This is a genomic window from Streptomyces bugieae (genome assembly GCF_036352915.1).
GTDB lineage: Bacteria > Actinomycetota > Actinomycetes > Streptomycetales > Streptomycetaceae > Streptomyces > Streptomyces endophytica.
In genome coordinates this window covers 23984-48975 of record NZ_JAZBJP010000003.1, presented here as the reverse complement: position 1 = coordinate 48975, position 24992 = coordinate 23984, and the positions used below count along the sequence as shown (strand labels likewise).

Here is a 24992-nt window from a genome sequence, read left to right as displayed (position 1 = left end):
CCCCGGCGACCGGCAACCGCCGCCGGCCGTCAGGCGATCAGGGCTCCCAGCAGGGTCACGCCCGCCAGGAACCAGGCGATGTAGTCGCCGACGTGACCGGAGTGCATACGGCGCAGCGGAACGGTCCAGCGGGCCACATCGTCGCGCACCGGCCGCCGTACGGTCCACAGCGCGAGCCCCGCGGCCAGTGCGGTGGCCACCAGGCCCCACAGCACCCCGGAGGCGGTCCAGTGCGGCGGGGGAGTGGGCACCGGCTCCGCCGCCCGGCCGTGCAGCACCGCCGCGAGATAGCCGGCGTGGTCGGTGAAGGCGTCCGCGGCCTGTCCGATGCCGGTCCGCAGCCCGGGGACCAGCCCCACCGCCAGGGCCGCGGCGAGCAGTACCGCCGGCACGGTGAGCATGGTGTCCGGGATCCGGGAGAGCGGACCGCCCCGGGTCTCCGGCTCCTCCTCACCGGCCGTCTCGTCGGCCGGGTGCCGACCGGCGTCGGCCGGCCGGGTGCCCAGCCCGAGGAACACCCGGGCCCCGGCCCGCAGCACCGCGCCGCCGGTGACCGCCGACACCAGCACGAACAGCGCGGTCGCCCAGCCGCCCACGGCCTCCTCGGTGACCGCCTTGCCCAGCGCGGTGCCGAACGGCGGCAGCCCGGCCAGCGCCAGCCCGCCGGCCCCGAACAGCGCGCCCACCCACGGCAGTTCGCGCCCCCGGCCGTGCAACTGGTGCTCGTCGACGCTGGCGAACCGGTCCAGCAGGATGCCCACGCACGCGAACAGCGCCGCCTTCACCCCGGCATGCCCCAGGACGTACACCGCGACCCCGCCGACCCCCGCCGGGCTGAGCACCGCGAGACCCATCAGGAACAGCCCGGCGTGCGCCACCGTGGAGTACGCGAGCAGCCGCTTGAGGTGGCGCTGCTGCCAGCACATCAGCGTGCCCAGGACGGCGGTCAGCACCCCCAGGGCCAGCAGCGCCCGGTGGGCGTCGGCAGCCGGCATCCCGCCCGGACCGGCGAACACCGTCCAGTACACCCGGGCCGCGCCGTACAGCCCCAGCTCGACCATCACGCCCGACATCAGCATGCACACCGGTGTCGGGGCCACCGCATGGGCGTCGGCCAGCCAGAAGTGGAACGGCACCGCCGCCGCCTTGACCAGCAGCCCGGTCACGACCAGGGTGAAGCCGGCGATCAGCAGCGCGTCCGGGGTGCCGGGCGATCCGGCGAGCGCGTTGCCGATCTGTGCGAAGCCCAGCTCGCCCGTGTGCGCGTAGAGCAGGCCGATGCCCAGCAACGTGGTGTAGCCGCCGAGGGAGTTGACGACGCCGAAGACCAGGGCGCCCTGGACGGCCCGCGCCTCCTCCACCCGGTAGCCGGTCAGCGCGTACGCGACCACGCCCATCAGCTCGAAGAACACGAAGGCGTTGAAGAGGTCGCCGGTGAGCGTGAATCCGCACATGCCCGCCTGGAAGAGCAGCACCAGCGCGGGGAACGAACCGGCGTGCCGGCGCGGCGGCTCGGCGAAGTACCGCCAGGCGTACGCGAGCGCCGCCAGCACCAGCAGGGAGACCAGGGTGGCGAGCCCCAGGCCGGTCCGGTCGCCGACCAGCACGATGCCCACGCTCACCCCGTTGTGCGGCCGCCAGCCGCCCACCCACTCGGCGGGCTGCCCGGCCGACGACCCGGTGGCCGCCAGCGCGAGCAGGGCGAGCACCGCGGCACCGGCGGCGAACAGGCAGCCCAGCGTCTCGGCGGCGAACCGGGGCAGCCGCCGGCCCGCCCCCACCAGCAGCGCCGCACCGAACATCGGGGTGATCACGATCAGCGGCAGGGTCTGTGCGACGCTCACCCCCGCAGCTCCGACAGCTCGTCCGGGTCCACCGTGCGGTGGCGTTTGGCGACCTGGATGACCAGGGAGAGCAGCAGCGCGGTCACGGTCGCGCCGATGACGATGTCGGTCAGCGTGAGCGCCTGGACGATCGGATCGACGACCGGGCGCGAGCCCGGGGCGATGTCGGAGAACACCGGCGCGGTGCCGCCGGAGCGGTAGCCGACGGCCAGCAGCAGGACGTAGGTCGACGACTGGCAGACCGCCAGGCAGCCCACCGCGTGGATGAGGTTGCGGCTGGTCGCCAGCCCGTAACAGCCCATCAGGAACAGCCAGCCCGCGACCACGTACGGCGCTGCGCTCATGCCCGGTCCTCCGCCTCCTCGTCCGTACTCACGATCTCCACCGCCTGGTCCAGGAACCGGGCCAGCAGCACCACCACCCCGGCGGCGACCTCCACGCCGATGGCGGCGTTGAGCAGCGGGACGGTGCCGCCCGAGGCGAGGGTGTTGAAGGTGCCGTAGGGCAGGAAGTTGCCCAGGAACGCCCAGCCCGCCGGCAGCGCCGCCGCGCCCACCAGGACGTAGGCCGCCTCGCCCGCGGCGTCCGCCACCTCGTACAGCCCGAGCGGCCGGATCCGTTCCAGCGCCCGGTAGTCCACCGCGATGTACAGCAGGTGCAGCGAGGTCGCCACCACCACCCCGCCCTGGAAACCGCCGCCGGGGCTGAGCTGGCCGTGCGCGACGATGTACAGCCCGATCAGCAGGGTGACCGGCAGGGCGAACAGCGCGTAGCGGCGCACCGACGGCGCGACCCGGGCCGGCTCCGGCTGCTGCCGGTCCTCGTCCCGGGTCTGCCGCAGCAGGACGACGGTGCCCAGGACCGAACCGAAGAGGATGGACTCCTCGCCGAGGGTGTCCAGGGCCCGCTGGTCGAAGTTGACCGAGGAGATGGTGTTGGCGGTGTGCCGGGCGAGCGCGGCGCGCACCGCCCGGTCGCCGTAGGGGTGCCGGTGGCCGCCGAACGACGGCAGGTCGAGGCAGGCCAGGACGTACAGCACCGCCACGCCCAGCCCGCCCAGGGCCAGCACCCACATCCGCAGCCGCATGGTCATTCCCGCTCCTCCCGGCGCTCGCTGCGGGCCTTGCGGCGCACCTTGCGCACGGACAGCAGCACCATCAGCGGCGTCAGCGCCGAGCCGACCGCGAGCTGGGAGAGCGCCACGTCGGGCGCCTGCAGCAGCAGGAAGAGGGCGGCCAGCGACAGCCCGAGCAGGGACAGCACGAACGACTGGCGGACGGGATCGCGCACCAGGACGGCCCCGGTCCCCGCGGCGGCCACCAGCAGCAGGCCCAGCAGCACCGGCAGTTCACCGGTCACCGGACATCCCCTCCGCGGGTGCGCCGCGCCCGTGCCCCATGGCCGCCGCGGCGTGCACGGCCCGGGTCGCCACCCAGGACCCCAGCGCCAGCAGCACCCCGATGATCAGGAGCTTCACCATCGCCCGGCCGGGCCCGGCGGCGGCGCTGAGCGGCAGCACCACCGCGGCCACCGCGACGTAGTTCCCCACCGTCAGGACCCGCAGCCGGCGCTCCCCGGGCGGATGGTCCGCCAACTGGTCGGCGAGCAGCCGCACGAAGAGCAGCGTCCCGGCCGGGCCCAGCACCGAGAGCACCAGCGCGGTGTCGACATAGGCCGGACGGGCGAAGCCCTGCGCCAGCAGCAGGAAGACCAGGCTGAGGAGCGTGGTCGCGACGTTCTGCGCGGGCACCCGCCGGCTCGCCCGCCCGGTGGCCACGCCGCAGGCGGCCGGCGCGAAGCCGCACAGCAGCAGCGCGGTGCCCGCGGCGGTCCACCCGTTCACCGGTCGCCGACCGCACGCCGGGCCCCGCGGGCCGCCGCGGCGGCGAGCAGTCCGGCGCCCGCACCGACCACCCACTCCAGGGTGTCGACGGGACCGATCAGCACGATCCACAGCAGGGTCAACGCGGCCCACCAGCCGAGGAGTTCACCCCCGGCCGTCAGCGCTCGCACCATCCGCCACCCACCTCCCTGCCGACCGGGTACCCGGGCCTCAGGCTCACATGCGACGACGTGGCCGCCCCGTCACCGCGCCGCGCACTACTCCGTCGGGGCGCGCGGCGCGAGCGGGCGGCCGGTCAGCCGGACCAGGTCCAGTCGGCGACCTCGGGCAGATCCGTGCCGTGCTCCCGGATCCAGGCGTGGTGGCGGGTGCGGACGTCCGCCATCGCCTGGCGCAGCGCGACCGCGCGGACGCCGAGGCCGGGCACCCGGTCGACGACGTCCATCACCAGCCGGTAGCGGTCGAGGTCGTTGCGGACGACCATGTCGAAGGGCGTGGTGGTGGTGCCCTCCTCCTTGTAGCCGCGGACGTGCAGGTGGGGATGGCCGGCCCGGCGGTAGCCGAGCCGGTGGATCAGCCACGGGTAGCCGTGGTACGCGAAGATCACCGGCCTGTCGCGGGTGAACAGCGCGTCGTACTCGGCGTCCGCCATGCCGTGCGGATGGGCCCCCGCCGGCAGCAGCCGGGCCATGTCGACGACGTTGACCACCCGCACGGCCAGCTCGGGCAGATGACGGCGCAGCAGGTCGGCGGCGGCCAGCGTCTCCAGGGTGGGGACGTCGCCCGCGCAGGCCAGCACCACGTCCGGCTCGCGGCTGCCGTCCTCGGTGCCGGCCCACTCCCAGGCGCCGGCGCCGCGGGCGCAGTGCGCGTTGGCCTCGTCGAGGGAGAGCCAGTCGAAGCTGGGCTGCTTGCCGGCCACGATCACGTTGACGTAGTCCCGGCTGCGCAGCGCGTGGTCGGCCACCGACAGCAGGGTGTTGGCGTCCGGCGGCAGGTAGACCCGGACCACCTCGGGGCTCTTGTTGAGGATGTGGTCGACGAATCCGGGGTCCTGGTGCGAGAAGCCGTTGTGGTCCTGGCGCCAGACGTGCGAGGTGAGCAGGTAGTTCAGCGAGGCGATCGGGCGCCGCCAGGGCAGCCGGCGGGACGTCCGCAGCCACTTGATGTGCTGGTTGACCATCGAGTCGACGATGTGCGCGAACGCCTCGTAGCTGGAGAACAGGCCGTGCCGCCCGGTGAGCAGATAGCCCTCCAGCCAGCCCTGGCACAGGTGCTCGGAGAGCACCTCCATGACCCGGCCGTCGCGGGCGAGGTGCTCGTCGGTGTCCAGCGTCTCGGCCTGCCAGGCCTTGCCGGTGACCTCGTAGAGCGCCTCCAGCCGGTTGGAGGCGGTCTCGTCCGGGCCCACCACCCGGAAGTCCCGGCGCTCGGCGGTGGCCGCCATGATGCCGGACAGCAGACCGCCCAGGATCCGGGTCGGCTCGTGCAGCGCGGTGCCGCGCTTGTCGACCTCGACGGCGTACCGCTCCAGCGGCGGCACCGGCAGGTCCCGCAGCAGCAGTCCGCCGTTGGCGTGCGGTGTGGCGCCCAGCCGGCGCGGCCCTTCCGGGACGCAGGCCAGCACCTCCGCGGTGGGCCGGCCCTGCGGGTCGAAGAGCTCCTGGGGCCGGTACGAGCGCAGCCAGTCCTCCAGCTGCCGCAGGTGGCCGGGGTTGTCGCGGACGCCGGCCAGCGGGACCTGGTGGGAGCGCCAGGTGTTCTCGACCGGCTTCCCGTCGACCTCGTGCGGGCCGGTCCAGCCCTTGGGCGTGCGCAGCACGATCATCGGCCAGCGCGGGCGGTCGGTGAGGCCGTCGTGGCGGGCCCGGCGCTGGATGTCGGAGATCCGGTCCAGGCAGCGGTCCAGGGCGGCGGCCAGCGCCTGGTGCACCGCCGTCGGGTCGTCACCGGTGACGTGCACCGGCTCGTGTCCGTAGCCGCGCAGCAGCGCGTCCAGCTCCTCCTCGGGGAGCCGGGCCAGCACCGCGGGGTTGGCGATCTTGTAGCCGTTGAGGTGCAGGATCGGCAGGACGGCACCGTCGTGCACCGGGTCGAGGAACTTGGTGGCGTGCCAGGACGCGGCGAGCGGGCCGGTCTCCGCCTCGCCGTCGCCGACGACGCAGGCGACCAGCAGGCCGGGGTTGTCGAAGGCCGCGCCGTAGGCATGGGTGAGGGAGTAGCCCAGCTCACCGCCCTCGTGGATCGACCCCGGCGTCTCCGGGGCGACATGGCTGGGGATCCCGCCGGGGAACGAGAACTGGCGGAACAGCCGGGACATGCCCTCGCCGTCCCGGGTGACGTCGGGATAGGTCTCCGCATAGGTGCCGTCCAGCCAGGAGTTGGCCACCACGGCGGGACCGCCGTGGCCCGGCCCCCAGACGCACAGCGCGTCCAGGTCGCGGGCCTTGATGACCCGGTTCAGATGGGTGTGCACCAGGTTCAATCCGGGGGAGGTGCCCCAGTGGCCCAGCAGCCGGGGCTTGATGTGCTCGGGGCGCAGCGGCGCTTCCAGCAGCGGGTTCGCCATCAGGTAGATCTGCCCGACGGACAGGTAGTTGGCGGCCCGCCAGTGCGCGTCCAGCGCGCGCAGCTCCGCGGCGTCCAGCGGCCCCGGTGCCGCCGACTCCCCCGTTCCGGGCGCTGCCGGGGCGTGCGCGTCGGACATTCTCAGCTCCTCACGATGGTGGTGTGCGACGGACGGTGGGGCTCACAGGTTCCGCAGCGCGGGCAGCAGCTTGGTCTCCGCCCAGTCCAGGAACGGCTCCTGGTGGCCGCCGCCGATCTGCACCAGCGCGACCTCGGTGAAGCCCGCGTCCACGTACGGGCGCACCGCCTCGACGAACCGGCCCACGTCGTCGCCGCACGGAATGGCCTCCGCGACGTCCTCGGGCGTGACGTACCGGGTGGCCCAGGCGAAGCCCTTCGGCCCCGGCAGTTCGGAGTTGACCTGCCAGCCGCCCAGCATCCAGCGGAACTGGTCGTGCGCCCGGGCGACGGCCGCGTCGCGGTCGGGGTCGTAGCAGACCGGCAGCTGGCCGACCCGGGGTTTGCCGGTGCCGCCGTGCCGGTCGAAGGACGTCAGCAGCTCGGCCTCGGGCTCGGTGGCGATGACCAGGTCGCCCAGCCGGCCGGCGATCTCACAGGAGCGTTCGCCCGAGACGGCCACCCCGATCGGCGGCGGCTCGTCGGGCAGGTCCCACAGCCGGGCGTGCACCACGTCGAAGTGGGTGCCGTGGTGGGTGACCTCACCGCCGCCGAAGAGCCTGCGGATGATCTCGATCGCCTCGGCCAGCTTGTCCAGCCGTACGGGTGAGGCCGGCCAGCCGGCGCCCACCACGTGCTCGTTGAGGTTCTCGCCGGAGCCCAGCCCCAGCCGGAACCGGCCGCCGGAGAGCAGCTGCATGGTCGCGGCCTTCTGGGCGACGACCGCGGGGTGGTAGCGGGTCGTCGGACAGGTCACGTAGGTCATCAGCGGGATGCGGCTGGTGGCCTGCGCCGCGGCGCCCAGCACGCTCCAGGCGTACGGGGCGTGGCCCTGCGAGTCCAGCCACGGGAAGTAGTGGTCGGAGGTCACCGAGAAGTCGAAGCCGGCGCGTTCGGCGCCGACGACATGACCGACCAGGGCCCGCGGGCCCGCCTGTTCGGTCATCATCGTGTATCCGATGTGCACCATTCAACACACCTTGCTGTGGCGAAACGGGGCCGGCAACCGGGGCGGGACCAAGGTGGCCGCCTCAGTCGGGCGGCTCGGGCGCGGGATGCTCTCCCGGCTCCGCCCCGGGCGGCTCGGCGGGCGCGGTGCCCGGCTCCTCCGGCTCGGGTGCCGGCTCGGCCGGCACCGGGTCGCGCGGCAGCGGCTCCGGTTCGCTCGGTACGGGCCCCGGACCCTTCGGCTCGGGCTCAGTGCTCAAAACGGTCATGGCGCTCTCCTTCCTCTCCATCCTGCGTCCCATGCGGGTACTCGGCCCGTTCGGGGCGGAAACCTCGTCCGCAGGGAAAAGGGAGAAAGGTGAAAGGGGGAGGGAGGGGGAGGGGGAACGCGGGGCCGTGCGGGGCTCGGCCTTCCGGGTGGGGCGGCCCGGCCGTCAGTACACGTCCCGCACGTACCGCTTCTCGGCCGCGAGCTGTTTGACGTACCCGGTGGCGGCCTCCTCGGTCAGGCCGCCGTGGGCCACCGCGATCTCGCGGAGCGCGCGGTCGACGTCCTTGGCCATCCGCGAGGCGTCGCCGCACACGTAGAAGTGCGCACCGTCCTGCAGCCAGGACCACAGCTGGGCGCCGTGTTCGCGCATCCGGTCCTGGACGTAGACCTTGGCGCGCTGATCGCGGGAGAAGGCGGTGTCCAGCCGGGTGAGCAGCCCGTCGTGGTGCAGCCGGCCGAGCTCCTCCTCGTAGTAGAAGTCCGTGGCGCGGCGCTGCTCGCCGAAGAACAGCCAGTTGGGGGCGCGGTGGCCACGGGCCCGCCGCTCGTCGAGGAAGCCGAGGAAGGGCGCGACGCCGGTGCCGGGCCCGACCATCACCATCGGCGTGGCCGGGTCGGCCGGTGGCCGGAAGTGCGCGCTGCGCCGCACGAAGATCTCCACCGGGCTGCCGGGCTCGGCATCCGCCAGGAACGCGGAGGCCACGCCCTTGCGCGGGCGGCCCTGCCGGTTCTCGTAGCGCACCACGGAGACCGTCAGCCGGAGGAGCGCGGGATCGGTCAGCGGGCTCGACGATATGGAGTACAGCCGCGGCCGCAGGCGGGGGAGGAGCGCGGCCCATTCCTGCGCGTCCGCCCGCACCCGGTGCTCGGCCACCACGTCGACGGCCTGCCGGCTCCAGGCCCACCGGTCCAGCTCGCCCTTGTTGCCGGGCCGCAGCAGTTTCCTGAGCGTCCGGTCCCCCGTCTGTTCGGCGGCCAGCCGGAGCAGCGCGGGGGTGATCCGGGTGATGTCGAGGCAGCGGTGCAGCGCCTCGCCGAACGGCACCGTGCCCGCCCCGTCGAGGTCGACCGGAGCCGCCGGGTCCAGACCGGTCAGATCCAGCCACTCGGTGACCAGCTCCGGGCAGTTCAGCGGCTGCACCCCGAGCGCGTCACCGGCCTCGTACGCCAGCGGCACCCCGTCGGCGTCCCGGGTGTCGAAGGTGAACCGGCGCACCTCCTTGGTGGCGCCGTCCCGGCTGAGCAGATCGTTGCCGACGAGCCGGGCGGTGACGGTCGGGTCCTTGGCGGGGGCGGAGGGGGTGGCGGCGGCCGGCGGCGCCGCGGTGTGCCCGTCGGCCACCGGCTCCGCCGTTCCGCCCTCCTCCAGCGCCCGCAGCACCTGGTCGAGCCACTGCCCGGCCGGCTGCGCGTAGTCCGGCTCGCAGTCCGTGCGCGGCGCCAGCCGGACCGCACCCAGCTCCGCCAGCCGGGCGTCCAGCCGCCGCCCGTGACCGCAGAAGTCGTCGTACGAGGAGTCGCCCAGCGCCAGGACCGAGTAGCGCAGGCCCTCCAGTCGCGGGGTGTCCGGCGCGTTGAGCGTGTCCCAGAAGCCGGAGCCGTTGTCGGGGGCCTCGCCGTCGCCGAAGGTGCTGGTCACGATGAGCAGGTCCGCGGTGCGCGGCAGGGTGGCCGGGGTGCTGTCGGCCATGCTCACCAGCGTCGCCTCCCGTCCGCTGCCCTTGAGCCGGCGGGCGGCGTCCGCGGCGACCTCCTCCGCGTTGCCGGTCTGCGAGGCCCACAGCACGATCACCGTACGGGCAACGGAACTTGACGATCCGTCAGTCGCGTCGGCCGGGTCGCCCTGCGCCGCCGTCCCGGTCCGCTCGTCCTCCGCCCGCGAGAACATCCCGGCCAGCACGCCGTTCACCCACAGCGCGGTGTCCGCGCCGAACGGCGCCTGGGCGGGCAGCACCGGCGTACCGCCGGACGGGCGGGACGCCAGCCCGGTGAGGAAGCCGGACAGATAGCGTCGCTCGTGCTCGGCCAGGGCCGGCGGGGCGGGGTCGGTCAGCCGGAAGAGGTCGGTCAGGACCGCCACCGCGCCCGACGCCCCGCCCCCTCCCGGACCGCCCGCCGGACCGTCCCCCGTCCGGTCCGCCGGGCCGCCCGTCTCCGCGTCCGGCCGCTCCGCCGCGCCCGGGAGCGCCGCGCTCTCCGGGCGGCCGGCGCCTCCCGGCACCCTGGTCAGCGCGACCGCACACGCCTTGAACTCGGGCTGGAAGGAGACCGGGTCGACCGCGTCATGGGTCACGGCGTTGACGCTGAGGTACTCGCCGAACAGGTCGTTCCAGTGGAACGGGGCGAAGCAGTTCCCCGGCCGCACCCGGTCGGTCACCACGGCCGGCAGCACCGCCCGCCCGCGCCGCGAGGCGACCTCCAGCGCATCGCCCTCCTCGACGCCGAGCCGCTCGGCGTCCTGCGGATGGAGCTCCACGAACGGCCCCGGGTTCAGCTTGCCCAGCTTGGCGACCTTGCCGGTCTTGGTCAGGGTGTGCCACTGGTGCGGCAGCCGGCCGGTGTTGAGCAGGTACGGGAAGTCGTCGTCGGGCAGCTCGGCGGCCGGCAGATGCGGACGGGCGAAGAACGCGGCCCGCCCGCTGGCCGTGGGGAAGACCAGCCGGGGGCGGCTGCCGTCCGGCCGTACGACCGGCTCCCGGCCGGCCCCGTCGTTCAGATAGCGCACCGGGTTGCGGTCCGGCCCGTCGGCGGCCGCGCTCGGCCACTGCACGGGCGTCTCGCGCAGCCGCGGATAGCTCACCCCGCTCAGGTCGTACCCGGTCCGCGGGTTGCCCGCCCGCTTGAGCTCCTCGAATATCTCCTCCGCGCTGTCGTAGGAGAAGGCATCCGCATAGCCCATCTCGCAGGCGATCCGCGCGATGATCCGCCAGTCCGGCCAGGCGTCGCCGGGCGGGTCGGCGGCCCGGCCCACCAGCGTCAGATTGCGCTCCGAATTGACCATCACGCCCTCGGACTCGGACCACATGGCGGCCGGCAGCACCACATCGGCGTACGCGGTGGTCTCGGTCTCCGCGAAGGCGTCCTGCGCCACGACGAACTCCGCGGCCTCCAGGCCCTCGATGACGGTGCGGCGGTTGGCGACCGAGGCGACCGGGTTGGTGCAGATGATCCAGCAGGCCCTGATGTCCCCGTCCGCCATCCGCCGGAACATCTCGACGGTGCCCTGGCCGCCGTCGTCCGCCCGCAGCGTCCCCGGTGCCAGCCCCCACAGCTCCTCGGTGAACGCGCGGTCCTCGGCGACCAGCGCCGACCGCTGACCGGGCAGCCCCGGGCCCATGTAGCCCATCTCCCGGCCGCCCATCGCGTTGGGCTGGCCGGTCAGCGAGAACGGGCCGCTGCCCGGGCGGCAGATCGCGCCGGTGGCCAGGTGCAGGTTGATCAGCGCGTTGGTGTTCCAGGTGCCGTGGGTGCTCTGGTTCAGCCCCATCGTCCAGCAGCTGGTCCACTCGCCCGCCGCGCCGATCCACTCGGCGGCCCGGCGCAGCTCCGCCTCCGGGATCCCGGTGATCTCGGCGACCTTCGCGGGCGGGTAGTCCTGGAGGAAGGCGGGCATCGCCTCCCACCCCTCGGTGTGCCCCTCGATGAACTCCTCGTCGAGGTCACCGTTCTCCACCAGCAGGTGCAGCAGCCCGTTCAGCAGCGCCAGGTCCGTGCCGGGCGCGATCTGCAGGAAGAGGTCGGCCTTGGCCGCGGTGGCGGTACGCCGGGGATCGACCACGATCAGCTTGGCGCCGGCCTTGACCCGTTCCAGCAGCCGCAGGAAGAGGACCGGATGGCAGTCGGCCATGTTGGAGCCGATGACGAGGAAGACGTCGGCGCGGTCGAGGTCCTCGTAGGATCCGGGCGGGCCGTCCGCGCCCAGCGACAGCTTGTAGCCGCTGCCCGCACTGGCCATGCACAGCCGGGAGTTGGACTCGATGTGGGTGGTGCGGATGAACCCCTTGGCGAGCTTGTTCGCCAGGTACTGCGCCTCCAGCGTCATCTGCCCCGAGACGTAGAGCGCGAGGGCGTCCGGGCCGTGCGCGTCGACGATCTCGCGCAGCCGGGCGGCGGTCTGCTTGATCGCGGTGTCCATGGCGGTGGGCACCGCCTCGTCGCCCCGGTCGCCGCGGACCAGGGCGCCGGTCAGCCGGCCGGGCGCGGTGAGCAGTTCGGCGCTGGTCGCGCCCTTGGTGCAGAGCCGGCCGTGGTTCGCCGGATGGGCCTTGTCCCCACTCGCCCGGCGCACGGTCCGCCGGCCGTCCCCGTCCGTCGCGACCTCCAGCACGATCCCGCAGCCGACACCGCAGTACTGGCACGCCGTGCGCACCTGCGTGAGGCGCTCTGCCGGTGTTTCCGCTGCGGTCACGGACGGTCCCCTTCGTGGTCGGAAGCTGGGCACCGACCCTACGGAGGGCCCGTTAACCACGTGTCACACGTGGCGATCATCCGTCGTTACGGCGACCACACACCCGCACCCGGGGCCGCGTGAGGCTGCGTCCGGGAGATCCGCATCGAAGGTGCAGCAACACGAAAAGTGAAGTCGTTGTACTTTCGAATCGGATGTGCTTTTCTGGGTTCCATGCTTCCCACCACCCCTCCCCGCATCGCGATCATCGGAGCCGGCCCCGGCGGGCTGACCTGCGCCCGGGTGCTCCAGCGGCACGGCCTGCCGGTCACCGTCCTCGACCGGGACGCCTCCGCCGGGGCCCGCCCGCAGGGCGGCACCCTGGACCTGCACCCCGCCACCGGCCAGGCGGCGCTGCGCGCGGCCGGTCTGTACGAGGAGTTCGCCGCCCTGGCCCGCCCCGAAGGGCAGGAGATGCGGCTCTACGGCCGCGACGCCACCCTGCTCTTCCGGCACGCCCCGGCCGCGGACGCGACCGAGCGCCCCGAGATCGATCGGGGGCAGTTGCGCCGGCTGCTGCTGGACTCCCTCACGCCCGGCACCGTCCGCTGGGGCCACTACCTGCGCGCCCTGCACCCGTTGGGCGACGGCCGGCACAAGGCGGAATTCGACGACGGCCACACCGAGGAGTTCGACCTGGTCATCGGCGCCGACGGCGCCTGGTCGCGGGTCCGCCCGCTGCTCTCCGACGCCACCCCGCACTACTCCGGCGTCACCTTCGTCGAGTTCTCCCTCGACGACGCCGACGCCCGCCACCCCGCGCTCGCCCGGCTGGTGGGCGGCGGCAGCATGATGGCGTCCGCCGCCGACCGGGCGCTGATCGTCCAGCGCAACAGCCACGCCCACCTCCGCGGCTACGCCGCCTTCCGCGGCTCGGAGGACTGGGCCCTGGAGGCCGGGCTGACGATGACGGACACCGAGGCGGTACGGGCCGCGCTGCTCGGCCGGTTCGCCGGCTGGGACGACCGGCTGCTGGCGCTGCTGACGGACAACGACGGCGGATTCGTCAACCGGCCGCTGTTCGCCCTGCCGGTGCCGCACACCTGGGCGCACACCCCCGGCGTGACGCTGCTCGGCGACGCGGCCCACCTGATGACGCCGTTCTCCGGCATGGGCGCCAACCTCGCCATGCTCGACGGCAGCGAACTCGCCCTGGCCCTCGTCGAACACGCCGACCGGGACGCGGCGCTGCGCGCCTACGAGGCCGTGCTGCTGCCCCGTTCCGCCGACGCCGCCGAGGGGGCCGCCCGCGGCCTGGCCAACGCCCTCGCCCCGGACGCCCCGGAGGGCACGCTGCGCCACCTGCGGCGGACGACCCGGAACGGGTAGCGGCCCGACACCCGGTGCGCCGAGCTCCGGTTGCGGCCCCCGCGCGCCCGTCGGACGATCGGCAGCGTACGGACAGCGACGGCACCGCACGGAGACGGAACCCACCGTGAAGATCACCGAGCCCACCCCCGGCGCGCCCTGCTGGGTGGAGCTGGGCACCTCGGACGTCGACGCCGCCGCGGTGTACTACCGCGAGGTCTTCGGCTGGCGCGCGGAGACCGACCCGCGCCCGGAGGCCGGCGGTTACACCGTCTTCCACCTGGGCGCCGCGCCGGTCGCCGCGGTGACGCCGCTGTACGCCCCCGGCCAGCCGACCGCCTGGACCGTCTCGTTCGCGACCCGGGGCGCCGATGCGCTGGCCGCGGCGGTCACCGAGGCCGGCGGGCGGCAGGTGATGGCGCCGATGGACGTCTTCCAACAGGGCCGCTTCGCGGTGCTGGCGGACCCGGAGGGCGCGGTGTTCTCGGTATGGCAGGCCCGGGACTTCCCCGGCGCGGCGCTGCTCAACGCACCCGGTTCGCTGGGCTGGGTCGAGCTCGCCACCCGCGACGAGGAGGCCGCCAAGCACTTCTACACCCGGGTCTTCGGCTGGACCGTGGGCACCCACGAGGACTATCCGCAGTGGGGGATCGGCGGCGCCGACTTCGGCGGGCTGAGCGCGCTGGACGAGTTCTACCCGGACGACGTCCGGGCGCACTGGCTGCCGTACTTCGCCGTCGCCGACGTGGACGACACCGCGGCCCGGGCCGCGGAGTCCGGCGGCATGCTGCTGGTGCCTCCCACGGACGTCCCCGAGGGCCCGCGGATCGCGGTGGTCCGGGACCCGCAGGGGGCCTCCTTCGGTATCCACCGCGTGGGCACCGAAGGCTGACCGTCACACGATCGGCGGCCTGTTCGTCGTTTCACCACATTTCTGGGGTGATTTGCGCGTAATGTCCACTTCGCACCAATGGGTGGCATCGCGCGTCAAGAACAGGAGACCCTCATGTCCACGACCGAATTCCTCGCGGTCCGCGGCAGAAAGCTCGCCGCCGGCGCGGGCGCACTGACCACGGCTGTCGCCCTCGGAGCGACGCTGTCCGCCATGGCCCCGGCCCAGGCGGCGCCCGCCCCGACCGCCAAACCGTACGGTGTCGTCACCACCAAGATGGGGCTGAGTGAGCGTCAGTACCCCAGCACCGATGCCTCGGTGAAGGGCTTCCTCCGGCACCGCGCCCAGGTCACCCTGGTGTGCAAGGTGCGCACCCAGCCGGTCGGCGGCAACAGCGTCTGGTACCTGACCGGCGAGGGGCGCGGGACCTGGGTCGCGGCGAAGTACGTGACCAACACCGGCAACGTCAAGTACTGCAAGGAAGTGCAGCGCAGCCGGATGGCGCCCCACAACAACGCGGCCAAGCACGCCGTGGGCTGATGGCGCCCGGCACCCAGGCCCGGTCCGGTACCCGAAGGTGCCGCACCGGGCCTTCGTGCGCCCGTCCGGCGGGGCCGCGCTCTTCCGTATTACTGGAACAAGTTCTACTCTGCCCCCCGATCCGTGAACCGACGACCCGTCAGAAACACGTGGCCGCCGGCCGGACGACCCGGACGACCGGACGATCTGGAGGGGCCGTGCACCTCGAATACACCCCCGAGCAGCAGCAGTTGCGCGCCGAGCTGCGCACCTACTTCGCCGAACTGGTGCCGGACCACGCCTACGCCCGGTACGCCGATCCGGCCGCGCAGAAGCGGTTCTACCGCGAGACCGTCCGCCGGCTCGGCGCGGACGGCTGGCTCGGCGTGGGCTGGCCGAAGGAGTACGGCGGGCGCGGGATGACCCCGATGGAACAGTTCCTCTTCTTCGACGAGGCCGCCCAGGCCGGCGTCCCGCTGCCGCTGATGGCGCTGAACACCGTCGGCCCGACGCTCATGCGGTTCGGCACGGAGGAACAGAAGGCGTACTTCCTGCCGCGCATCCTCTCCGGCGAGCTCGACTTCGCCATCGGCTACAGCGAGCCGGAGGCGGGCACGGACCTGGCCGCGCTGAAGACGCGGGCCGTACGGGACGGCGACCAGTACGTCGTCAACGGCCAGAAGATCTGGACCACCAACGGCGACACCGCCGACTGGGTCTGGCTGGCCGTCCGTACCGACCCCGACGCGCCACCGCACAAGGGCATCACCATGCTCCTCGTGCCGACCTCCGACCCCGGCTACTCCTGCACCCTGATCAACACGCTCGCCTCGCACGACACCACGGCGAGCTACTACGAGGACATCCGCGTCCCGGTCTCGCGCCGTGTCGGCGAGGAGAACAAGGGCTGGCGGCTGATCACCAACCAGCTCAACCACGAACGCGTCACGCTCGCCGCCCACGGCACCATGGCCATCCGCGCCCTGCACGACGTGCAGCGCTGGGCGACGGAGAGCAAGCTCGCCGACGGCCGCCGCGTCGTGGACCTGCCCTGGGTCCGCCGCCGCCTCGCGCAGACGCACACCAAGCTGGACGCGATGAAGCTCCTCAACTGGCGCATGGTCAACGCCCTCCAGGAAGGCACGCTGACCCCGCAGGACGCCTCCGCGGTCAAGGTGTACGGCTCCGAGGCGCGGCGGGACGCCTACGCCTGGCTCATGGAGGTCGTCGCCGCCGCGGGCGCCCTCAAGGAGGGCTCGGCGGGCGCCGTCCTCCACGGCGAACTGGAACGCGGCTACCGCTCCGCGGTGATCTTCACCTTCGGCGGCGGCAACAACGAGATCCAGCGCGAGATCATCGCCTGGATCGGCCTGGGGATGCCGCGGGTGCGGCGTTAGCCTGACGCCGTGGACACCCCTCCCGCAGGTGACCCCGGACTCTTCGGACCCTCGTCGGTGACCTGGCAGCTGCACGGTGACCCGCTGATGTGGATCGCCGGGATCCGCGCGCTCTACCTGCAGGCGCTCTGCCCGCGCGCGGTGCGCGGCGTCCTTGCGAACTCGGACTTCCGGCGCGACGCCTGGGGCCGGCTCATGCGCACCGCGGACTTCGTCGGCACGACGACGTACGGCACCACCGACGCCGCCGAACGGGCCGGCGCCGCGGTCCGCGGGCTGCACCGGAGGCTGACCGCCACCGACCCGGCCACCGGCGAGCGGTACCGCATCGACGAGCCGGAGCTGCTGCTGTGGGTGCACTGCGCCGAGGTCGACTCCTACCTCCAGGTGCTGCGCCGCTCCGGCTGTCCGCTCACCGACGCCCAGGCCGACGCCTACCTGCGCGAACAGCGCGAGAGCGGCCGGCTCGTCGGGCTGGATCCGGCGCGGGTCCCCGGCGACCGCGCCGCGTTCGCCGCGTACTTCGCACGGGTCCGGCCCCACCTCGCGCTGACCCCGGAGGCCCGGGAGGTCGACGCGTTCCTCCGCCGGCCGCCGACGCCCGCCGTGTTCGTCCCGGCCCGCGCGGTGCTCTGGCCGTGGATCGCCCGGCTCGCCTACGGCGCCCTCCCGGCGTACGCCCACCGGCTCTACGGGCGCCCGGCGCCGCCGCCCGCCGCCGTCACCCGCCGTCTGCGCGCCACCGGCCGCCTGCTTCGCGCCATTCCGCCCACCGTCCGCTGGCAGCTGCCGCCCCGGCACATCCTGCGTGCCGTCGAACGACTCGGGCCCGACACCCGTCCGTCGGCCTACAAGCTCCGCCGCGCCGCCGCAATAATGGACGGGCAGGGGGAGCGGCGCGGCTGATCGCGTGGGCGGGGACGGGGGCGGCGACAGACGATGGCGGAGAACCGGCTGATCCAGGGGCGGTACCGGCTGCTCGACACCATCGGGCGCGGCGGCATGGGCGAGGTCTGGCGGGCCCGCGACGAGTCACTGGGCCGGCAGATCGCCGTCAAGTGCCTCAAACCGCTGGGGCCCCGGCACGAGCCCTCGTTCCTGGACGTCCTGCGCGAGCGCTTCCGCCGCGAGGCCCGGGTCGCGGCCGCGCTCCAGCACCGCGGCATCACCGTCGTCCACGACTTCGGCGAGGACCAGGGCACCCTCTTCCTCGTCATGGAGCTGCTCACCGGCCGCAACCTCAGCCAGCTGCTCGACGACAACCGGCGCCAGCCGCTGCCCGTCCCGGACGTCATCGACATCGCCGAACAGGTCACCGCCGCGCTCGCCTACACCCACGGCCAAGCCGTGGTGCACCGCGACCTGAAACCGGCGAACATCGTCCGCACCGCCGACGGCACGGTCAAGATCTGCGACTTCGGCATCGCCCGGCTGGGCCACGACATCGGCTTCACCGCCCGGCTCACCGGCACCGGCGTCGCGATGGGCAGCCCGCACTACATGTCGCCCGAGCAGATCGGCGCGCACCCCGTCGACCACCGCAGCGATCTGTACTCCCTCGGCTGCGTGCTGTACGAACTCGCCACCGGCGTCCCGCCGTTCGACCTCGGCGACGCCTGGGCGGTGCTCGTCGGACACCGTGACACCGCCCCCACCCCGCCGCGCTCCCTCCGCCCCGACCTGCCCGAGGCCTACCAGCGGATCGTGCTCCAGCTGCTCGCCAAGGACCCCGACGAGCGGCCCCGCGACGCCGACGACCTGGCCAAACGCCTCGCCGACGCCCGCCAGGAACACGGCGCCACCGTCCTCGCCCCGCCGGCCTGGACGGAGGGCATCACCCCGGGCCCACCGGCCGTCTCCGCCCGCCGCGCGCCGCGCTCCGTACCGGACCGCGCCCTCACGGTCCTCACCGACGCCTGGACCGGCGGCGACCCCCGGACCGGCGACGCCGCCGTGGCCGCCGGGATCGCCAGCCCCGCACCACCGGACGACCGCCGCACCGCCCTCGCCGCCCGGCTGGCGTCCGGCCGGACCCTCGGCGACGACGGCCGGTACTTCGAGGCCCACCAGATCTACGCCGAGGTGCTGGCCGCCCAGGAACGCACCCTGGGGCCCGACCACCCCGACACTCTCGACTGCCGCCACCACCTCGCACGCAACCTCGGCCGGCTGGGCCGGCTGGAGGACTGCCGGGCCATGACCCGGGACGTGGCCGCCGCCCGCGCCCGGGTCCTCGGTGCCCACCACCCCGACACCCTCACCACCCGCTACGAACTCGGCTACGTCCTGGGCCGGCTGGGCAAGTGGGCCGAGGCGCTGCGCACCCACCAGGATGTCGCGACGGCCCGTACGGTCGAGCTCGGCCCCGACCATCCCGACACCCTCGACGCCCGTTCCGAGGTCGGCATCGGCCTCGGCCGGCTCGGCCGCAGCGCCGAGGCGCTGACGCTCTACCACGACCTGGTCGCCGCCCGCACCCGCACCCAGGGCGACGACGACCCGGACACCCTGCGCGCCCGGCACGGCCTCGGCGTCAACCTCGGACGGCTGGGCCGCTGGCCGGAGGCGCTCGCCGAGGCGAAGGAGGTGGCCGCGGCCCGCGAGCGGGTGCTCGGCCCGGACCACCCCGACACGCTGGTCAGCCTCCGGGAGACCGCCGTGGCCCTCGGCTGGCTGGGCCGCTGGGACGACGCGCTGGAGCGCTACCGCCGGGTCGCCGACGCCCGCACCCGGGCCCTGGGCGCCGCCCACCCCGACACCCTGGCCAGCCAGAGCGACCTCGCCCAGTGCCTGGAACAACTCGGCCGCCAGGACGAGGCGGCCGCCCTGCACCGCCGGATCGCCGCCCTGCGCCGCGAGCGCGCGACGCACCGCCGCTAGGGCCGCTCAGTCGGCCGGCGTCACCCGGTACAGCACCGTGCCGTGCGCCGGCACGTCGCGCGCCACGATGTCCCCGTCGCTGTGCTTGCGGTGACCGGTGACCAGATCGTGCAGCCGGTACGAGGACGCCTCCGGCAGCCCGGCCGCGCCGGCGGTGACCGACAGCGTGCGCGGCGCGTCACCGGAGTTGAACAGGGCCACCGCCCGGTCGCCGTTCCTCAGCGGCTTGGCCAGGACGGCCGAGTGGTCGTCCTGTGCGACGATGCGCCCCTGGATCCCCAGCGGATCCTGGTCGACCGCGATGACGTGCGCGTTCCCCAGCACCGCGAGGGCCTCCGGGGAGAGCTTGCCGAGGTCCGTGCTGGAGATCAGCGGCGCCGCCATCATCGCCCACAGCGACATCTGGCTCTGCATCTCGTCCCGGCTGAGCCCGGAGTCCCCGGCCAGCAGGAAGTCCGGGTCGTTCCAACGGCCTGGGCGCTGCAGATCGGCGAGGTTCGCGTTGTAGTGGAAGTTGTAGACGATGGAGGACCACTTGGCGGCCGGGGTGCTCTGCTGCAGCGCCACGTCCCGGCCGCCCCGCCAGAGGTTCCCCAGCTCGGACGACCAGCCGATGACCCGGTGCCAGACGCCTTCGCCGTCGAACTGGAAGTAGGCCGGCGCGGACACGGAGAAGGTGATGGGCCGGCCGCTGGCCCGCAGCGCGCGGCTCATCTGGCCGTACAGGTCCCGGTAGGTCTCCTCCTTGCTGTGTCCCGGTGTGGTGGGCACGTTGCAGCCGTCCGCCTTGACGTAGTCCACCTGCCAGCTCGCGAACAGCTTCGCGTCCTCGGAGAAGTGGCCGAGACTGCCCGGGTACTTCTCACAGGTGAGCGTGCCGACGTCCTCGTAGATGCCGAACCTCAGCCCCATGGCGTGCAGTTGCCGCCCCACGTAGGCCATGCCGTGCGGGAACTTCACCGGGTCCGGCAGCAGCTCGCCCTTGGGGCCGCGCTGCTTGGCCATCCAGCAGTCGTCGACCGTGACGGTCCGGTAGCCCTTCTGCGCCAGCCCCGAACGGACCAGTGCCCGGGCGTTGTCGAGCACCACTTTCTCGTCGACGTGGCAGGTGTAGTACGACCAGTTGTTCCAGCCCATCGGGGGCGTGGGGGCCAGGTTCGGGTACGGGCCGGTGGCGGGCGCCGCGCCGGACGCGCGGCCCGGGTCGGGGGTGGCGGAGGCGGGCGCCGGGGCGGCCAGCAGCCCGGCCGAGCAGGCGGCCACGGCGGTGAGTCCGGCGACGGTGCGGCCGATGCGGGGTACCGAAGGACGGGACACGGGTCACCTCACGGGTGTGCGGGACGGCCTGACGGGGGGACAGCCGGGGCGGTGCCGAGGTGGAGCACGGCCGGACGCTAGGAGCAGCCCCGGACCCGGTCAAGAAGCCGCACCGCCAGGAGTGGAGGTTTCAGCCGCGTGCACCTGGCCTCCGCGATCACCGCGTGCTACCAAGGGGCATGCCGGAACGGACTTCGTATGACGCGGTCATCGTCGGTGGCGGGCACAACGGACTGGTGGCCGCCGCCTATCTCGCACGCGCCGGACTCGGCGTGCTGGTGCTGGAGCGGCTGGACCACATCGGTGGTGCCGCCGTGTCGAGCCGGACCTTCACCGGTGTCGACGCCCGGCTGTCCCGCTACTCCTACCTCGTCAGCCTGCTGCCGCCGAAGATCGTGCGGGACCTCGGGCTGCGCTTCGCGGTCCGCAAACGCACCGTCTCCTCCTACACCCCCGTGGTACGCCACGGCCGCCCCACCGGCCTCCTGGTCGGCGGCGGCGAGGCCCGCACCCGCCGCTCCTTCGCCGAACTCACCGGTTCCGACCGGGAGTTCGCCGCCTGGGAGCGCTTCTACGGCACCACCCGCCGGCTCGCCGAGCGGGTCTTCCCCACCCTCACCGAACCGTTGCCCACCCGCGCCGCGCTGCGCGCCCGGGTCGACGACGACGCCACCTGGCACGCCGTCTTCGAGCGGCCCCTGGGCGAACTGGTCGAGGAGACCTTCACCGACGACCTGGTGCGCGGGGTGGTCCTCACCGACGCCCTCATCGGCACCTTCGCCACCGCCCACGACCCGTCCCTGCGCCAGAACCGCTGCTTCCTCTACCACGTCATCGGCGGCGGCACCGGCGACTGGGACGTCCCCCTCGGTGGCATGGGCGCCCTCACCGACGCCCTGGCCGACGCCGCCCGCCGGGCCGGTGCGGAGATCGTCACCGACTGCGCGGTGACCGCCCTCGCCACCGACGGCCGCACCGCCGAGGTCACCTGCGAGCGGGGCACCATCGGCGCCCGCCGGGTCCTGGTGGGCGCCTCGCCCCGGGAACTCGCCCGCCTCCTCGGCGAGGCCCCGCCGCCGCCCGCCGAGGGTGCCCAGCTGAAGGTGAACATGCTGCTCACCCGGCTCCCCCGGCTCCGCGACACCGGTGTGGACCCGCGCGAGGCGTTCTCCGGCACCTTCCACATCGCCGAGGGCTACGACCAGCTGGAACGGGCCTACCAACAGGCCGCCGCCGGCAGCCTGCCCGCCGCCCCGCCCTCCGAGATCTACTGCCACTCGCTGACCGACCCGTCCATCCTCGGCGCCGACCTGGTCCGCCGCGGCTACCAGACGCTCACCCTCTTCGGCCTGCACACCCCCGCGCGGCTGTTCGCCGACGACACCGCCGACAACGCCGCCACCCGCGACCGCCTCCTGGCGGCCACCCTCGCCGAACTGGAGACCCACCTCGCCGAACCCCTCGCCGACTGCCTCGCCCGGGACGCCGACGGCCGCCCCTGCGTCGAGGCCAAGTCCCCGCTCGACCTGGACCGTGAACTCGGCCTGCCGGGCGGCAACATCTTCCACCGCGAGCTGGCGTTCCCGTACGCGGACCCGGAGGCGGAGGCTCCGGCCGGCGCGGCGGCGCGCTGGGGGGTGGCCACCGGCCACGACGCCGTCCTCCTGTGCGGTGCGGGCGCGGTACGCGGCGGCGGCGTGAGCGGCATCCCCGGCCACAACGCGGCGATGGCGGTGCTGGAGGAGGGCGTGGTGTGACGGCCCGAGAAGGCCCGGCGATCCCGGGCCGGGCCGGTCCCCCGGCAATTTTCTGACGCAGCATCAGAAAATCTCTTCCCTCGCCCGGCGCCCTGCGGCATCCTGCGCGCATGCAGACGGAGCTGAGCAACAGGCTGGGCGCGGAGCACGCCGTCTTCGGGTTCACCCCCTTCCCCGCGGTCGCCGCGGCGATCACCCGGGCCGGCGGGTTCGGGGTGCTCGGCGCGGTCCGCTACACCGCGCCGGACGCCCTCGCCCGCGACCTCGACTGGATGCAGGAGCACACCGACGGGCTGCCGTACGGGCTCGACGTGGTGATGCCCGCCAAGAAGGTGGCGGGTGTCAGCGAGGCCGATGTCGAGGCGATGATCCCGGACGGGCACCGCCGGTTCGTCGACGGACTCCTCGACAAACACGGCGTACCGCCGCTCGCCGAGGGCGAGGCGTCCGGCTGGCGGATCACCGGCTGGATGGAACAGGTCGCCCGCACCCAGCTCGACGTGGCCTTCGACTACCCGATCAAGCTGCTCGCCAACGCCCTCGGCTCACCGCCCCCGGACATCGTCCAACGCGCCCACGACCACGGCATCCTGGTCGCCGCGCTGGCCGGCAGCCCCCGGCACGCCCGGCACCACCGGGCCGCCGGCATCGACATCGTCGTCGCCCAGGGCTACGAGGCCGGCGGACACACCGGCGAGATCGCCACCATGGTCCTCACCCCCGAGGTGGTGGCCGCGGTCGACCCGCTGCCGGTGCTCGCGGCCGGCGGCATCGGCACCGGCGAGCAGATCGCCGCCGGACTCGCCCTGGGCGCCCAGGGCGTCTGGCTCGGCTCGATCTGGCTGACCACCCGCGAGGCCGAACTCCACTCCCGGCGGCTGACCGCCAAACTGCTCGCCGCCGGCCCCGGCGACACCGTCCGCTCCCGCGCCCTGACCGGCAAACCCGCCCGGCAGCTGCGCACCGAGTGGACCGACGCCTGGGACGATCCGGCCGGGCCCGGCCCGCTGCCGATGCCGCTGCAGGGACTGCTGGTCGCCGAGGCGAACTCCCGCATCCAGCGGCACGAGGTCGAGCCGCTGCTGGGCACCCCGGTCGGCCAGATCGTCGGCCGGATGAACAGCGAACGCAGCGTCCAGGCCGTCTTCGACGACCTCACCCGCGGCTTCGAGCGGGCCATCGACCGCATCAACCGCATCGCCGGACGCGCATGAACCCGAGGAGGACAGCGGAATGACCAACTCCCCACCGCCCAACGGCTTCTGGGCCCAGGCCGCCGCCGACCCGGACCGCACGGCGCTGATCGCTCCGGACGGCGAGGAGTGGACCGCGGGCCGGCTGCACGCCGCGAGCAACCGGCTGGTCCACGGGCTGCGCGCGGCCGGCCTGGAGCGCGGCGACGCCTTCGCCGTGGTCCTCCCCAACGGCGTGGAGTTCTTCACCGCCTACCTCGCCGCGTCCCAGGCCGGTTTCTACCTCGTCCCGGTCAACCACCACCTGGTCGGCCCGGAGATCGCCTGGATCGTCGCCGACTCCGGGGCGAAGGTGCTGATCGCGCACGAGCGGTTCGCCGACGCGGCCCGGCAGGCGGCGGACGAGGCGGAACTGCCGGCCGCCCGGCGCTATCTGGTCGGCACGGCGGACGGTTTCCGGCCGTACCGCGAACTCCTCGACGGACAGCCGGAGTCCGCGCCCGACGGCCGGACGCTGGGCTGGGTGATGAACTACACCTCCGGCACCACCGGACGGCCGCGCGGCATCCGCCGCCCGCTGCCCGGCACCCCGCCCGAGCAGGCCCATCTCGGCGGATTCCTCGGCATCTTCGGCATCAAGCCGTTCGACGGCAACGTCCACCTGGTCTGCTCGCCGCTCTACCACACGGCCGTCCTGCAGTTCGCCGGTGCCTCACTGCACCTGGGCCACCGCGTCGTCCTGATGGACAAATGGACCCCCGAGGGCATGCTGGCCCTGATCGACCGGCACCGCTGCACCCACACCCACATGGTGCCCACCCAGTTCCACCGCCTGCTCGCGCTCCCCGAGGCGACCCGGGCGGCCTACGACGTGAGCGCGCTGCGGCACGCCATCCACGGCGCCGCACCCTGCCCCGACCACGTCAAACGCGCCATGATCGACTGGTGGGGCGGCTGCGTCGAGGAGTACTACGCGGCGAGCGAGGGCGGCGGCGCCTTCGCGACCGCCGAGGACTGGCTGAAGAAACCCGGAACGGTCGGCCGGGCCTGGCCGATCAGCGAACTGGCCGTCTTCGACGACGACGGCAACCGCCTGCCGCCCGGCGAACTCGGCACCGTCTACATGAAGATGACCACCGGCGGCTTCCGCTACCACAAGGACGAGGGCAAGACCCGGAAGAACCGGATCGGGGACTTCTTCACCGTCGGCGACCTCGGCCACCTCGACGAGGACGGCTACCTCTTCCTCCGCGACCGCAAGATCGACATGATCATCTCGGGCGGGGTGAACATCTATCCCGCCGAGATCGAATCCGCCCTGCTCGGCCACTCCGCCGTCGCCGACGCCGCGGCCTTCGGCATCCCGCACGACGACTGGGGCGAGGAGGTCAAGGCCGTCGTCGAACCCGCCGAGGGCCATGAGCCCGGGCCCGCTCTCGCCGCCGACATCCTGGCGCACTGCGAGCGCCAACTCGCCGGCTACAAACGGCCCAAGTCGGTCGACTTCATCGCCGTCATGCCCCGCGACCCCAACGGCAAGCTCTACAAGCGCAGGCTCCGCGACCCCTACTGGGAGGGCCGGGAGCGCGCCGTGTAGCGGTACTTGACCTCGCACCGGGCCGCCCGCAGGA

The 24992-nt window shown here is 73.7% G+C and carries 20 protein-coding genes; 9 read left to right on the top strand and 11 right to left on the bottom strand.

Features of this window, described 5'->3' with window-relative positions:
* Nucleotides 1-29 precede the first annotated feature (29 nt).
* The 10 genes from V2J85_RS10365 to V2J85_RS10320 form a co-directional block, all read right to left on the bottom strand.
* The gene (locus V2J85_RS10365; RefSeq protein ID WP_261952769.1) at nucleotides 30-1844 is read right to left on the bottom strand and encodes a complex I subunit 5 family protein; all 1815 of its coding nucleotides are present in this window, start codon (nucleotides 1842-1844) and stop codon (nucleotides 30-32) included.
* Entirely contained in the window at nucleotides 1841-2188 is a 348-nt protein-coding gene (locus V2J85_RS10360; protein ID WP_261952770.1) for a sodium:proton antiporter, read from the bottom strand. Before V2J85_RS10360 ends, V2J85_RS10365 begins: the two co-directional genes overlap by 4 nt.
* The gene (locus tag V2J85_RS10355) at nucleotides 2185-2937 is read right to left on the bottom strand and encodes an MnhB domain-containing protein (protein ID WP_330821446.1); all 753 of its coding nucleotides are present in this window, start codon (nucleotides 2935-2937) and stop codon (nucleotides 2185-2187) included. The genes V2J85_RS10360 and V2J85_RS10355 overlap by 4 nt, the downstream gene beginning before the upstream one ends.
* Nucleotides 2934-3203, bottom strand: a complete 270-nt coding sequence (locus V2J85_RS10350) for a hydrogenase subunit MbhD domain-containing protein (protein ID WP_261952772.1) — start codon at nucleotides 3201-3203, stop codon at nucleotides 2934-2936. Before V2J85_RS10350 ends, V2J85_RS10355 begins: the two co-directional genes overlap by 4 nt.
* Entirely contained in the window at nucleotides 3193-3687 is a 495-nt protein-coding gene (locus V2J85_RS10345; protein WP_330821445.1) for a monovalent cation/H+ antiporter complex subunit F, read from the bottom strand. Before V2J85_RS10345 ends, V2J85_RS10350 begins: the two co-directional genes overlap by 11 nt.
* The gene (locus V2J85_RS10340) at nucleotides 3684-3860 is read right to left on the bottom strand and encodes a hypothetical protein (protein WP_261952774.1); all 177 of its coding nucleotides are present in this window, start codon (nucleotides 3858-3860) and stop codon (nucleotides 3684-3686) included. The genes V2J85_RS10345 and V2J85_RS10340 overlap by 4 nt, the downstream gene beginning before the upstream one ends.
* Nucleotides 3861-3982: 122 nt before the next feature.
* A complete protein-coding gene (locus V2J85_RS10335) occupies nucleotides 3983-6394 on the bottom strand; it encodes a phosphoketolase family protein (protein WP_261952775.1) in 2412 nt (803 codons plus the stop codon).
* A gap of 42 nt (nucleotides 6395-6436) precedes the next feature.
* The gene (locus tag V2J85_RS10330; RefSeq protein WP_330821444.1) at nucleotides 6437-7402 is read right to left on the bottom strand and encodes an LLM class F420-dependent oxidoreductase; all 966 of its coding nucleotides are present in this window, start codon (nucleotides 7400-7402) and stop codon (nucleotides 6437-6439) included.
* A gap of 61 nt (nucleotides 7403-7463) precedes the next feature.
* Nucleotides 7464-7649, bottom strand: a complete 186-nt coding sequence (locus V2J85_RS10325) for a hypothetical protein (protein WP_261952777.1) — start codon at nucleotides 7647-7649, stop codon at nucleotides 7464-7466.
* 165 nt (nucleotides 7650-7814) lie between these two features.
* Nucleotides 7815-12059, bottom strand: a complete 4245-nt coding sequence (locus tag V2J85_RS10320) for a bifunctional nitrate reductase/sulfite reductase flavoprotein subunit alpha (RefSeq protein WP_330821443.1) — start codon at nucleotides 12057-12059, stop codon at nucleotides 7815-7817.
* Nucleotides 12060-12272: 213 nt separating this feature from the next.
* Between V2J85_RS10320 and V2J85_RS10315 the strand changes: the two genes are divergently transcribed.
* From V2J85_RS10315 to V2J85_RS10290, 6 genes are all read left to right on the top strand, one after another.
* Nucleotides 12273-13427, top strand: a complete 1155-nt coding sequence (locus V2J85_RS10315) for an FAD-dependent oxidoreductase (protein WP_261952779.1) — start codon at nucleotides 12273-12275, stop codon at nucleotides 13425-13427.
* Nucleotides 13428-13533: 106 nt separating this feature from the next.
* Nucleotides 13534-14298 (top strand): VOC family protein, encoded by a 765-nt coding sequence (locus V2J85_RS10310; protein ID WP_261952780.1) that lies wholly within the window; start codon nucleotides 13534-13536, stop codon nucleotides 14296-14298.
* Between the two features lie 114 nt (nucleotides 14299-14412).
* Nucleotides 14413-14838, top strand: coding sequence for an SH3 domain-containing protein (locus V2J85_RS10305; RefSeq protein ID WP_330821442.1), 426 nt, complete (start codon nucleotides 14413-14415; stop codon nucleotides 14836-14838).
* A gap of 197 nt (nucleotides 14839-15035) precedes the next feature.
* A complete protein-coding gene (locus tag V2J85_RS10300) occupies nucleotides 15036-16214 on the top strand; it encodes an acyl-CoA dehydrogenase family protein (RefSeq protein WP_261952782.1) in 1179 nt (392 codons plus the stop codon).
* Between the two features lie 9 nt (nucleotides 16215-16223).
* Nucleotides 16224-17120: an oxygenase MpaB family protein gene (locus V2J85_RS10295; RefSeq protein WP_330821441.1), complete on the top strand. Its 897-nt coding sequence runs from the start codon at nucleotides 16224-16226 to the stop codon at nucleotides 17118-17120.
* A gap of 33 nt (nucleotides 17121-17153) precedes the next feature.
* Nucleotides 17154-19094 (top strand): serine/threonine-protein kinase, encoded by a 1941-nt coding sequence (locus tag V2J85_RS10290; protein ID WP_330821440.1) that lies wholly within the window; start codon nucleotides 17154-17156, stop codon nucleotides 19092-19094.
* Nucleotides 19095-19100: 6 nt separating this feature from the next.
* Here the strand turns inward: V2J85_RS10290 and V2J85_RS10285 are convergent, their stop codons facing one another.
* On the bottom strand, nucleotides 19101-20411 hold the full coding sequence (locus V2J85_RS10285) for a glycoside hydrolase family 27 protein (RefSeq protein WP_330821439.1): 1311 nt from the start codon (nucleotides 20409-20411) through the stop codon (nucleotides 19101-19103).
* 179 nt (nucleotides 20412-20590) lie between these two features.
* Between V2J85_RS10285 and V2J85_RS10280 the strand changes: the two genes are divergently transcribed.
* From V2J85_RS10280 to V2J85_RS10270, 3 genes are all read left to right on the top strand, one after another.
* Complete coding sequence (locus V2J85_RS10280) at nucleotides 20591-22168, top strand: phytoene desaturase family protein (protein ID WP_261952786.1); 1578 nt, start codon at nucleotides 20591-20593, stop codon at nucleotides 22166-22168.
* A gap of 110 nt (nucleotides 22169-22278) precedes the next feature.
* Nucleotides 22279-23382 carry an NAD(P)H-dependent flavin oxidoreductase gene (locus V2J85_RS10275; protein WP_261952787.1) on the top strand — a complete coding sequence of 368 codons (1104 nt, stop codon included), beginning with the start codon at nucleotides 22279-22281 and terminating at the stop codon, nucleotides 23380-23382.
* Nucleotides 23383-23401: 19 nt separating this feature from the next.
* Complete coding sequence (locus tag V2J85_RS10270) at nucleotides 23402-24958, top strand: acyl-CoA synthetase (protein ID WP_261952788.1); 1557 nt, start codon at nucleotides 23402-23404, stop codon at nucleotides 24956-24958.
* The last annotated feature ends 34 nt before the right edge of the window (nucleotides 24959-24992 follow it).

What these genes read in the sequence shown, in the direction of transcription:
- V2J85_RS10360 (WP_261952770.1), bottom strand. Translation starts at nt 2,188, where the DNA reads ATGAGCGCAGCGCCGTACGTGGTCGCGGGCTGGCTGTTCCTGATGGGC.
- V2J85_RS10355 (WP_330821446.1), bottom strand. Translation starts at nt 2,937, where the DNA reads ATGACCATGCGGCTGCGGATGTGGGTGCTGGCCCTGGGCGGGCTGGGC.
- V2J85_RS10340 (WP_261952774.1), bottom strand. Translation starts at nt 3,860, where the DNA reads ATGGTGCGAGCGCTGACGGCCGGGGGTGAACTCCTCGGCTGGTGGGCC.
- V2J85_RS10335 (WP_261952775.1), bottom strand. Translation starts at nt 6,394, where the DNA reads ATGTCCGACGCGCACGCCCCGGCAGCGCCCGGAACGGGGGAGTCGGCG.
- V2J85_RS10330 (WP_330821444.1), bottom strand. Translation starts at nt 7,402, where the DNA reads ATGGTGCACATCGGATACACGATGATGACCGAACAGGCGGGCCCGCGG.
- V2J85_RS10325 (WP_261952777.1), bottom strand. Translation starts at nt 7,649, where the DNA reads ATGACCGTTTTGAGCACTGAGCCCGAGCCGAAGGGTCCGGGGCCCGTA.
- V2J85_RS10315 (WP_261952779.1), top strand. Translation starts at nt 12,273, where the DNA reads ATGCTTCCCACCACCCCTCCCCGCATCGCGATCATCGGAGCCGGCCCC.
- V2J85_RS10305 (WP_330821442.1), top strand. Translation starts at nt 14,413, where the DNA reads ATGTCCACGACCGAATTCCTCGCGGTCCGCGGCAGAAAGCTCGCCGCC.
- V2J85_RS10290 (WP_330821440.1), top strand. Translation starts at nt 17,154, where the DNA reads ATGGCGGAGAACCGGCTGATCCAGGGGCGGTACCGGCTGCTCGACACC.
- V2J85_RS10280 (WP_261952786.1), top strand. Translation starts at nt 20,591, where the DNA reads ATGCCGGAACGGACTTCGTATGACGCGGTCATCGTCGGTGGCGGGCAC.
- V2J85_RS10275 (WP_261952787.1), top strand. Translation starts at nt 22,279, where the DNA reads ATGCAGACGGAGCTGAGCAACAGGCTGGGCGCGGAGCACGCCGTCTTC.
- V2J85_RS10270 (WP_261952788.1), top strand. Translation starts at nt 23,402, where the DNA reads ATGACCAACTCCCCACCGCCCAACGGCTTCTGGGCCCAGGCCGCCGCC.